Annotated in this window: 9 protein-coding genes; 6 read left to right on the top strand and 3 right to left on the bottom strand. The window is 54.3% G+C overall.

Going from position 1 to position 10,447, the window contains the following annotated elements; translation table 11 throughout:
* Positions 1–64 precede the first annotated feature (64 nt).
* The gene (gene secA, locus HMPREF3066_RS08450) at positions 65–2,818 is read right to left on the bottom strand and encodes a preprotein translocase subunit SecA (protein WP_070442082.1); all 2,754 of its coding nucleotides are present in this window, start codon (positions 2,816–2,818) and stop codon (positions 65–67) included.
* 157 nt (positions 2,819–2,975) lie between these two features.
* On the opposite strand from secA, the gene HMPREF3066_RS08445 reads away from it, so the two are divergent.
* The 5 genes from HMPREF3066_RS08445 to scpB all read left to right on the top strand — a co-directional run bounded on the left by HMPREF3066_RS08445 (position 2,976) and on the right by scpB (position 6,416).
* The gene (locus HMPREF3066_RS08445) at positions 2,976–3,398 is read left to right on the top strand and encodes a DciA family protein (RefSeq protein ID WP_070442079.1); all 423 of its coding nucleotides are present in this window, start codon (positions 2,976–2,978) and stop codon (positions 3,396–3,398) included.
* 286 nt (positions 3,399–3,684) lie between these two features.
* The gene (gene azu, locus HMPREF3066_RS08440) at positions 3,685–4,260 is read left to right on the top strand and encodes an azurin (protein WP_045075155.1); all 576 of its coding nucleotides are present in this window, start codon (positions 3,685–3,687) and stop codon (positions 4,258–4,260) included.
* Positions 4,261–4,354: 94 nt separating this feature from the next.
* A complete protein-coding gene (locus HMPREF3066_RS08435) occupies positions 4,355–4,864 on the top strand; it encodes a hemerythrin domain-containing protein (protein WP_060974721.1) in 510 nt (169 codons plus the stop codon).
* A gap of 120 nt (positions 4,865–4,984) precedes the next feature.
* On the top strand, positions 4,985–5,605 hold the full coding sequence (locus HMPREF3066_RS08430) for an HI_0552 family protein (RefSeq protein ID WP_019271537.1): 621 nt from the start codon (positions 4,985–4,987) through the stop codon (positions 5,603–5,605).
* Between the two features lie 199 nt (positions 5,606–5,804).
* Positions 5,805–6,416, top strand: a complete 612-nt coding sequence (gene scpB / locus HMPREF3066_RS08425) for an SMC-Scp complex subunit ScpB (protein WP_039410291.1) — start codon at positions 5,805–5,807, stop codon at positions 6,414–6,416.
* A gap of 459 nt (positions 6,417–6,875) precedes the next feature.
* Here the strand turns inward: scpB and HMPREF3066_RS08420 are convergent, their stop codons facing one another.
* Both HMPREF3066_RS08420 and HMPREF3066_RS08415 read right to left on the bottom strand, forming a co-directional pair.
* On the bottom strand, positions 6,876–8,135 hold the full coding sequence (locus HMPREF3066_RS08420) for an RsmB/NOP family class I SAM-dependent RNA methyltransferase (RefSeq protein ID WP_070442076.1): 1,260 nt from the start codon (positions 8,133–8,135) through the stop codon (positions 6,876–6,878).
* An 88-nt stretch (positions 8,136–8,223) separates the two neighbouring features.
* A complete protein-coding gene (locus tag HMPREF3066_RS08415; protein ID WP_070442073.1) occupies positions 8,224–9,198 on the bottom strand; it encodes a KpsF/GutQ family sugar-phosphate isomerase in 975 nt (324 codons plus the stop codon).
* A gap of 135 nt (positions 9,199–9,333) precedes the next feature.
* On the opposite strand from HMPREF3066_RS08415, the gene tal reads away from it, so the two are divergent.
* On the top strand, positions 9,334–10,389 hold the full coding sequence (gene tal, locus HMPREF3066_RS08410; RefSeq protein WP_070442070.1) for a transaldolase: 1,056 nt from the start codon (positions 9,334–9,336) through the stop codon (positions 10,387–10,389).
* The last annotated feature ends 58 nt before the right edge of the window (positions 10,390–10,447 follow it).

The following is a 10,447-nucleotide window of genomic DNA, read 5'->3' as shown; positions in this document are numbered from 1 at the left end:
TTATGAGTGTCCAAGATTTGGGGGGCAGTTCAAAGTTTCAGACGACCTTTTGTTTAAGCTGTCATCAGCTTAGTTTGCCGTGGCATTGTTTGTATTTCAGGCCGCTGCCGCAAGGACAGGGGTCGTTGCGGTGGACGATACGGCCTTGGGCGGTCAGCGCTTCGGGGCTGAAATCCGTTCCGTCGGGATCGAACGCTTCGGTAACCAAATTGGTTTGGGATTGTCCGAGCAGCTCTTCCATGTCGGGCGCTTCGGAGTGGATGGTTTGGATGCCGACGGGTGCGGGTTCGGCAATTTCTTCTACATCGGTGTTGCGCTCGATTTGGACGGAGGTCAAGAGGGCGGCGGTTTGATGCTTGATACCGCGCCACAGGTTTTCAAACATGGCGAAGGCTTCGCGTTTGTATTCCTGTTTCGGATTTTTCTGGGCATAGCTGCGCAGGTGGATGCCTTGGCGCAGGTAGTCCATGGCGGCAAGGTGTTCGCGCCATTGCAGGTCGATGACTTGCAGCATGACGTTGCGTTCGAAATCCGCCATCGGTTTTTTACCGACCAGCTCGACTTTGGCCGCGTATTCTTCTTCCACGCGTTTAATCAGGCGCTCTTTGATGTCTTGATTATCCAATGTGGTGTCTGCTTTGAGCCATGCTTGGATGTCTTCGTGCAGGCGGAATTCGGCGGCAAGCTGGCTTTCGAGTGCGGGGATGTCCCATTGCTCTTCCATGCTGTCGGGCGGTATGTACAAATCGACCAAATCGCTGATGACTTCTTCGCGGATACCTTTAGTCAGGTCGCTGACGTCTTTGCTGTTGAGGATTTCGTTGCGTTGGTGGTAGATGACTTTACGTTGGTCGTTGGCAACGTCGTCGTATTCCAATACTTGTTTGCGCATGTCGAAGTTGCGGCCTTCGACTTTGCGTTGCGCGCCTTCGATTTGGCGGGTCAGCATGCCGTGTTCGATGGCGATACCGCGTTCGGGTGCGAGGCGGTTGAGGATGGCGGCGGCACGGTCGAGCGCAAAGAGGCGCAGCAGCGGGTCTTCAAATGAGAGGTAGAAGCGGCTGGAGCCGGGGTCGCCCTGACGGCCTGCGCGTCCGCGCAATTGGTTGTCGATGCGGCGGCTTTCGTGGCGTTCGGTGCCGATGATGTGCAGGCCGCCTGCCGCGACCACTTGGTCGTGTTCTGCCTGCCAGCCGTTTTCAAGGGCGGCGATTTGTGCGGCTTTTTCTTCGTCGCTCAGGTTTTCGTTGGACTGGATGGCTTCGATTTGGTGCTTGAGGTTGCCGCCGAGGACGATGTCGGTACCGCGGCCCGCCATGTTGGTGGCGACGGTAATGGCGCCGACTTTACCGGCTTGGGCAACGATCAGGGCTTCGCGTTCGTGTTCTTTGGCGTTGAGGACGTTGTGCGGCAGTCCGGCTTTTTGCAGAAGACGGGAAACCAGCTCGGAGTTTTCGATGCTGGTGGTACCGACGAGGACGGGCTGTCCGCGTTTGTGGCATTCTTCGATGTCTTTGACGACGGCTTCGAATTTTTCTTCGGCAGAACGGAAAATCTGGTCGTTGAAGTCTTTACGCTGTACGGGGCGGTTGGTCGGGATGATGACGGTTTCGAGGTTGTAGATGCTTTGGAACTCGAAAGCCTCGGTATCGGCGGTACCGGTCATGCCGGAGAGTTTGGTGTACAGGCGGAAGTAGTTTTGGAAGGTGATGGAAGCGAGGGTTTGGTTTTCGCGTTTGATTTCCACGCCTTCTTTGGCTTCGACGGCTTGGTGCAGGCCTTCGGACCAGCGGCGGCCGGACATCAGACGGCCTGTAAATTCGTCCACGATGACGATTTCGCCGTCTTGGATGACGTAGTGTTGGTCTTTATGGAATAACGTATGCGCGCGCAATGCTGCCATGAGGTGGTGCATCAGGGCGATGTTGGCGGCGGAGTAGAGGGAGTCGTTTTCTTGCAGCAAACCCATTTGAATCAGGATTTGTTCGGCGTGTTCGTGACCCGCTTCGCTCAAGATGACTTGGTGTGCTTTTTCATCGACCCAGTAATCGCCTTCGCCTTCTTCGGTTTCTTGGCGGATGAGGTGTGCGGGAAGGCTGTTCATGATTTGGTACAGCTGGATGTTGTCATCCGCCTGCCCGGAGATAATCAGCGGGGTGCGCGCTTCGTCGATCAGAATGGAGTCCACTTCGTCCACTACGGCAAAATTCAATTCGCGCTGAACTTTGTCGTATTGGTCGGTCACCATGTTGTCGCGCAGGTAGTCGAAGCCGAATTCGTTGTTGGTGCCGTAGGTAATGTCGGCGCCGTAGGCGTTTTGACGGTCAAACGGCTGCATATCGGCGATGATGACGCCGACGTTTAAGCCGAGGAAGTTGTAGAGCGGTTCCATAATGCCTGCGTCGCGGGCAGCAAGGTAGTCGTTGACGGTAACGACGTGCACGCCTTTGCCGGACAGGGCGTTGAGATAGACGGCAAGGGTGGCGACCAAGGTTTTACCTTCGCCGGTACGCATTTCGGCGATTTTGCCGTCGTGCAGCACCATGCCGCCGATAAGCTGGACGTCGAAGTGGCGCATACCGAGTACGCGGCGGGACGCTTCGCGGCAGACGGCGAAGGCTTCGACCAAAATGTCGTCCAAAGTCTGACCGTTGGCAAGACGTTGTTTGAATTCGGCTGTTTTAGCCTGTAAATCCGCATCGCTCAAGGCTTTCATTTGTTCTTCGAGTGCGTTGATTTTTGCAACGGATTTACGGTATTGTTTGAGCAGCCGGTCATTGCGGCTGCCGAAGATTTTCTTAGCAATGTTTGTCAGCATGAAATAGTTCCTGCGCCTGATATAAAATAATGGCGAAACGGGGATTTTAACACAAGCCTCGCGGCAAGGCAGTCATGCCGTTTGAAATAAAGGCAGTTTTACCGGATTTCAATCTTGATAATACAACCGTACACTTTGAAAAGGTCGTCTGAAACATATGAATTTGGAACAATTGGGCAAGCGGGATGCGCGGTTGGCCGGTTTGTTGCAGCAGTCGCAACAATGGCGCAGGCTGGATGCGGCAGTCAAACGCATTCTGCCGGCAAACCTGCACCCGCACTTTCAAACCGCCTGCATCGAAGAGGGCAGGCTGGTGTTGCTGGCGGCAAACGGTATGGCGGCTTCGCGCCTGAAAATGATATTGCCCGCGCTTGTGCCGCAGCTTCAGGAATTGAACGCGGGTATTCAAGATGTGGCGGTCAAAGTCGTGCCGAAGCCGCCGGTACAACCCAAAGTCAACAGCCTGCATTTGAGCGGGGCGGCATTGGAGAGTTTTGATGCGGCGGCGGCAAAATTGGAAGACAAGCATCCTGAATTGGCTGCCGCGCTGGCGGAGTTGGTGCGCAAACACAGCCGTTGAGTTGGGAATTATTATTTAAATTGTTAATATAAGTTAAATTTCATTCGTTCGAATGAGAGGGTCTAATACTAAAGAAATAATACCTGAATAGTAGTCATTCTTTTTTAGGTAAACTGATGTAAATTTGCTATGGAATCTTGGACTTGTTTGGGTTGTTGTAGCAGAATACGGCTTCATTATTTCTTTGGTTCCGCTTGTAGATAGTAAACTCGAATATGGGTTTATTAATATATTCGCAAGTTTTGTTTTGTAAAATTTAACAGACTCTCATCATTAGGAGATACAAATGAAAGCATATTTAGCCCTGATTTCTGCCGCCGTTATCGGTTTGGCTGCCTGCTCGCAAGAACCTGCAAAACCTGCTGAGAATGCAGCGCCTGCCGCTTCTGAAGCCGCTCCTGCGGAAACTGCTGCACCTGCCGATGCTGCTCCTGCTTCCGAAGCAGCGCCTGCCGATTCTGCCGCAGCACCTGCCGCCGGCAACTGCGCGACTACTGTCGAAGCCAACGACGCTATGCAGTTCAACACTAAAGAAATCCAAGTCAGCAAAGCTTGTAAAGAATTCACCGTTACCCTGAAACACACCGGTACCCAACCTAAAGAAAGCATGGGTCACAACATCGTCATCGGTAAAGCCGAAGACATGGACGGTATTTTCAAAGACGGTGCCGGCGCTGCTGCAACCGACTACGTGAAAGCTGACGATGCACGCGTTGTTGCCCACACCAAACTGGTCGGCGGCGGCGAAGAAGCTTCCCTGACTCTGGATCCTGCCAAACTGGCGGGCGGCGAATACAAATTTGCCTGCACCTTCCCGGGACACGGTGCTTTGATGAACGGCAAAGTGACTTTGGTCGACTAATCCGTCCAAGCTTCAAAATACAGACAGCCTGCTTTATGCAGGCTGTTTTGTTATAAAATGGTCGCCTGAAAAGTACCCCATTGAGAACACAAACATGAATCCGTTTGAAACCAAAAGCGTTACCTTTGCCGAACCGATTGAAATGCTGTATGCCTGCCACGGCAAAGTGCGCCGTTTCTGCGGCCAGGTCGCCATGTTGTCGGACTATATCGCCGAAAACGGCTGCAATCAGATTGTTTTGCAAACCATCCGCCAAATCGCCCAGTATTTCAACGTTGCCGCCCCGCTGCACCATGAAGACGAAGAGGAAAACTTCTTCCCGCTCCTGCTGCAATACGCGCCGCAGGCAAAGGAAAGCGTGGATGAGCTTTTGCGCCAACATGTCAGCCTGCATGGCAATTGGGATGCCGTGGCTGCCGAATTTGCCAAACTCGAAGCAGACAACGCCTATATCCCCGATGCGGAAGCGTTCAAACGCTTTGTGGCAGGTTACGATGTGCATCTGGCGATTGAAGAACCCTTGTTCGACATGGGCAAAACGTTTATCCCCAAAGAGAAACTGACCGAAATCGGCGAAATCATGGCGGCGCGCCGACGCAGATAAGGTCGTTTACAGATTGCCGTTTCTTCAAACAAAGGTCGTCTGAAAACTTGAAAACAGAGTTTCAGACGCCCCCCAGTATCTCCCTGCAAACCAACCACGTCGTCTGAAAAGGAAGCAACCATGCTGACGCCAAAAAGCTGCGATTTGTTCAATATCCCGTTTTTCCAGTTTGCCCAGCTCAAAAAATACCAGCCCGAGAGCATTCCGCAAATCAAAGCCGACTACAAGGAAAACTGGCAGATATGGCAGCAGCTGATACAGCAGGTCGCCGCAGATTTGGGCGAACCTTTCGCCCCGCCGCATATCGAACGCTGGTGTAACGGCTGGCAGGTTCGTGCCCATTTCTTCGCCTACTTCAAATACGCCCAATACAAAAATTCCGCCGCGATTTTATCGATTTTATTGAACCGCCGCCGCCTGAGCGTCAGCCTAGACTGGCACTGCTACAAAGCCGACGTATCACCGATTGCGCTGCCGGAATACAACCGCTGGCTGGACAATTTCGATACCGAAAAATACGCCGCATTCGATATGTGGCACGGCGCGGAAAGCGAATATGACGACTACCGCACCGTCGCACAACAAAGCGAATCCGACCGAAGGTTGCAAAACGACGAAGACTTTTTCTGCATCGGCAAACACATTGAACGCGACGATTTGGGCAAGCAGGATGTAGCGAAATGGATAGCCGAAACGGTGGAAGATTTGCTGCCGCTTTACGAAGCCTGTCATGGCGGATAAAGACGGTTTCTGTCCGAATGTGCCGTAGGTTAAAATAGGAAAACACACATCGCCATCCCCGCGAAGATGGGAGGCCGAAACAGGTACTTCATTTAAATTTGCCCTGTCAAACCTATCCTGCTGTTTCCGTTTTTCAGACAACCGCCAAGTGCTTAAAGGTCGTCTGAAAACTTGTTATGTCGAACAACAATCTTAAATCATGAACGAAAAACTCCCTCCCGACGCGCTCATCGAAGCCGCGCTTTTGACCCAAACCGAACCCCTAAACGAAAAATCCATGCGCGAATTGTGTGTGCCGCCGCTGTCGCAGGACAAATTAATCGATGTATTGGCGCAGTTGAAAACACGTTGGCAGGGCAGGGCGTTGCAACTGGTGCATACGCACGAGGGCTGGCGGTTTCAGATTGCTCAGGCGGCATTCGAGCGGCTGGGCAGCCTTCAGGAGCAGCGTGCGCCGCGCTATTCCCGCGCCGTAATGGAAACGCTGGCGATTATTGCCTACCAGCAGCCGGTGACGCGAGGCGACATTGAGGGCATACGCGGCGTGGCGGTGTCGCAGAACGTGATGCAGACTTTGCAGGACAGGGGCTGGATTGAAGTGATCGGGCATCGTGATTCGGTCGGGCGGCCTTCATTGTGGGCGACGACGGCAACGTTTTTGAGCGATTTGCAGTTGGACAGTTTGGAAGAGCTGCCGCCATTGACCGAGTTGGGTGAATTGGTGTTGCCCGATTTGGTGGAAACGCCGCCGACGGGCGATGAGGAAGAGCCTGCGGAAGAGTCTGAAAATGCAGGCAGGTTGGTCAACTGAATTGGGAGGGGTCGTCTGAAAGGGTTTTCAGACGACCTTTCGTGTTTTGGGCGTTGCTTTGCCATATGCAGGTCGGGCATGAATGCCGACCTGAGGTATTGGTTTTAATACGAGATCCGTCGTCAGCCGTCATTCCCGCGCAGGCGGGAGTCCATTTTTGAAATTCAGAAACTGTTCTTCAAATCAAGGTTTCTTACGTTTTACGATGGATTCCCGTCTGCGGGGGAATGACGGAATTGGACGACATACTGCATTCAAAGTTAAGTATGTTTGCGATAGCCACAAAATGTAGCGTAGGTTTTCCCGCTAAAAAACTTGATTGTCCGATTCCAAATTTGCTTGGCTGATTTTGCAGGCAAAGTTCAAGCTACGGCTTGGCTGAATTGAGAAAGGTCGTCTGAAAAACCCGAATCCGGTTTTTCAGACGACCTTTTATGTGTTGACGCCTTATTTGAACATTTATTCCTTGCGTTGCAAGACGGCGGCGAAGAATCCGTCGGTTTGGTGTTTTGCCGAATCGAGGCGCAGGTATTTGCCGGTGTTCAAATCGATTTTCAAACCGGCGAGCAATTCGGCGCAGTCGAGGAGTCCGTATTCCGGGTGTTCTTCCAAAAAGCGTTCGACCTGAATTTCGTTTTCTTCGGGCAACACGCTGCAAGTGGCGTAAACCAGCCTGCCTTGCGGTTTGACCAGTTTGGCGGCGGCATCGAGGATGCTGTGTTGCTGTTCCAAAAGTTTGGCGACGGTTTCGGGCGATTGGCGGTATTTGAGGTCGGGGTTGCGGCGCAGCGTGCCTAAGCCGGAGCAGGGGGCATCGACCAAAACGCGGTCGGCTTTGCCGGTCAGGCGGGCGATGCGGCCGTCGTGTTCGCTGCTGATGCGTTCGGGGTGGATGTTGGTCAGTCCGGCGCGGGTCATGCGGGGCTTGAGGTTGGCAAGGCGTTTTTCGGCGATGTCGAAGGCGTAGATTCTGCCTTTATTTGCCATTTGCGCACCGACGGCGAGGGTTTTGCCGCCTGCGCCGGCGCAGAAATCGACAATGATTTCGCCGCGTTTGGCGCCGACGAGCAGGGTGAGGAGCTGGCTGCCTTCGTCTTGGACTTCAAGCGTGCCGTCTAAAAACAATTCATGTTTATTGAGGGCGATTTTGTTTTTCAGGCGGATGCCCCAAGGGGAATAGGGCGTGGCTTCTGCATCGGGGCTTTCGGCTTGAAGCAGGGGCAGCACTTTGTCGCGTCTGCCTTTGAGCGTGTTGACGCGGATGTCGAGCGGCGCGGCTTGGTTGATGCTGCGGCCGAAGGCGAGGATTTCTCCGTCGCTAAAATGTTTTTGCAGTTGCTCCACCAGCCATTGCGGCAATTCGGCGGCGGTATGGAGGTCGTCTGAAAATTCGGTTTTGCGCGCTTTGAGGCTGCTGAGGAACTCGGTTTCTTCTTCGTCGAGCAGGTCTTTGATTTGGCTGATGTTGGTGCTTCTGCCGAGGACGAGCGCGGCAAGCGCGGCTTTGCGCGGCTGGGCATGCGGGCGGCGCAGGACGGCACTGATTTTTTGATAATGGCGCAGGGCGGCGAAGGCGGTTTCGGCGATTTCGTGGCGGTCTTGCCTGCCGAGCTTTTTGTGTTCGCGGAAGTAGGCGGACAAAACGGCATCGGCAGGCTGTTTGAAAGTCAGCATTTCAGCCAGAACTTTGGCGGTATGGTCGAGTTGGATCGGGGTCATGGTGGGTTCGCAATCGGGGGAAAGGCTTGGATTATACTGGAAAGGTCGTCCGAAAACGTTGAATCAGGTTTCAGACGACCTGCTTGGACTACACAATCCGCGCCATCAGTAAATCGTGCATATTCAGCGCGCCGGTCAGCACGCCGTCGGCGTCGGTTACCAAAAGCCCGTTCACATGGTTTGCCTGCATGACTTTCAGGGCTTCGGTGGCGAGGCGTTCGGCGGGGATGGTTTTGGGGGAGGGGTGCATGATTTCATCGACGGTCAGCCCGTCAAAACGGTCGCGCTGTTGGAACAGGCGGCGCAAATCGCCGTCGGTGAACACGCCTTTCAGACGACTTTCGTTGTCCGTTACCGCCAGCATGCCCAAGCCTTTTTCGCTCATGCTGACGATGGCTTCTTTTAATGGCGTACCGAGTCGGACGGCGGGCAGCGCGTCGTCTTGGTGCATGATGTCCGCAACGCGTAGAAGCAGGCGTTTGCCGAGACTGCCGGCGGGGTGGCTCAAGGCGAAATCGTCGGGTGTGAACGCGCGTGCGCGCAAAAGGACAACTGCCAATGCGTCGCCCAAAGCCATGACGGCGGTGGTGCTGGTGGTCGGGGCAAGTCCCAGCGGGCAGGCTTCTTTGGAAACTGACGCCGTGATGTGGATGTCGGCATGGCTCGCCATGGTCGAATCGGGGCGGGCGGTAATGCAGATGAGGGTAATGTTTTTGCGTTTGAGCGCGGGGATGATGGCGGCGATTTCGTCGCTTTCGCCGGAATTGGAAATTGCGACGACGACGTCGTTGTCCACAATCATGCCCAAATCGCCGTGTGCCGCTTCCGCAGGATGGACGAAAAACGCGGGTGTGCCGGTCGAAGCCATGGTCGCCGCTATTTTGCGCCCGATATGTCCCGACTTGCCCATGCCTGTGATAACGACCCTGCCTTTGCAGTGCAGCAGCGCGTCTGCCGCGTGGACGAAGTTTTCGTCCAATTCCGCCGCAATTTCGTGCAAGCCTTCCGCTTCGGTGTGCAACACTTCGCGCGCCCAATCGAGATATTGACCGTTTCCTGCCATAAATGAATGCCTTTTTGTGTTCGTTTTATATCGTTTTGGACATCATTAAATGCCCTAATAAACTATCCAAATTTGCCGAATAGGGGTAGCATTACCGCCTGCTTCGCAAATAACCTATATTTAAAGGAATCAGAGATGACTATTTTATCGGACGTTAAAGCATTAGGACAACAAATCTGGCTGGACAACCTTTCCCGCTCGCTCGTACAAAGCGGCGAATTGGCGAAAATGCTGAAACAAGGCGTGTGCGGCGTCACTTCCAATCCCGCCATCTTCCAAAAAGCCTTCGCCGGCGACGCGCTTTACGCCGATGAAGTCGCCGCCCTCAAACAACAAGACCTCAGCCCCAAACAACGCTACGAAACCATGGCGATTGCCGACGTACAGGCAGCCTGCGACGTTTGCCTTGCCGAACACGAATCCACCGGCGGCAAAACCGGTTTCGTCAGCCTAGAAGTTTCCCCCGAGCTTGCCAAAGACGCACAAGGCACGGTAGAAGAAGCCCGCCGCCTCCATGCCGCCATCGCGCGTAAAAACGCCATGATTAAAGTCCCCGCCACCGACGCAGGCATCGAAGCACTCGAAATCCTCATCGCCGACGGCATCAGCGTGAACCTGACCCTGCTGTTCTCACGCGCCCAAACCCTCAAAGCCTACGCAGCCTACGCGCGCGGCATCGCCAAACGCTTGGCAGCCGGGCAAAGCGTTGCCCATATCCAAGCCGTCGCCAGCTTCTTCATCTCCCGCGTGGACGGCGCGCTTGACGCCACGCTGCCCGACCACCTCAAAGGCAAAATCGCCATCGCCCTTGCCAAAGCCGCCTACCAAGACTGGGCGCAATACTTCGGCAGCCCCGAATTTGCCGCGCTGGAAGCCAAAGGCGCAAACCGCGTGCAACTCTTATGGGCATCCACAGGCGTCAAAAATCCCGCCTATCCCGACACGCTCTACGTTGACAGCCTGATCGGCGCGCACACCGTCAACACCGTCCCCGATGCCACCCTCAAAGCCTTCATCGACCACGGTACAGCCAAATCCACGCTGACCGAAGGCGTAGAAGAAGCACAAGCGCAGCTTGCCGAAACCGCCGCACTCGGCATAGACGTAGAAACCCTCGCCAACCGCTTGCAGGAAGACGGTTTGAAACAGTTTGAAGAAGCCTTTGACAAACTGCTCGCCCCGCTGGCTTGATTGTCAAACCGCAGGTAAGGCTTGCGGTTGAACTGGCCCCCAAATCTTGGACACTCAT

The sequence above is a fragment of the Neisseria sp. HMSC03D10 genome (assembly GCF_001807625.1).
Lineage (GTDB): Bacteria > Pseudomonadota > Gammaproteobacteria > Burkholderiales > Neisseriaceae > Neisseria > Neisseria mucosa.
Note: the sequence above shows the minus strand (reverse complement) of the source record. Positions and strands in the feature narration are given on the sequence as shown.

What these genes read in the sequence shown, in the direction of transcription:
- secA (WP_070442082.1), bottom strand. Translation starts at nt 2,818, where the DNA reads ATGCTGACAAACATTGCTAAGAAAATCTTCGGCAGCCGCAATGACCGG.
- HMPREF3066_RS08445 (WP_070442079.1), top strand. Translation starts at nt 2,976, where the DNA reads ATGAATTTGGAACAATTGGGCAAGCGGGATGCGCGGTTGGCCGGTTTG.
- azu (WP_045075155.1), top strand. Translation starts at nt 3,685, where the DNA reads ATGAAAGCATATTTAGCCCTGATTTCTGCCGCCGTTATCGGTTTGGCT.
- HMPREF3066_RS08435 (WP_060974721.1), top strand. Translation starts at nt 4,355, where the DNA reads ATGAATCCGTTTGAAACCAAAAGCGTTACCTTTGCCGAACCGATTGAA.
- HMPREF3066_RS08430 (WP_019271537.1), top strand. Translation starts at nt 4,985, where the DNA reads ATGCTGACGCCAAAAAGCTGCGATTTGTTCAATATCCCGTTTTTCCAG.
- scpB (WP_039410291.1), top strand. Translation starts at nt 5,805, where the DNA reads ATGAACGAAAAACTCCCTCCCGACGCGCTCATCGAAGCCGCGCTTTTG.
- HMPREF3066_RS08420 (WP_070442076.1), bottom strand. Translation starts at nt 8,135, where the DNA reads ATGACCCCGATCCAACTCGACCATACCGCCAAAGTTCTGGCTGAAATG.
- HMPREF3066_RS08415 (WP_070442073.1), bottom strand. Translation starts at nt 9,198, where the DNA reads ATGGCAGGAAACGGTCAATATCTCGATTGGGCGCGCGAAGTGTTGCAC.
- tal (WP_070442070.1), top strand. Translation starts at nt 9,334, where the DNA reads ATGACTATTTTATCGGACGTTAAAGCATTAGGACAACAAATCTGGCTG.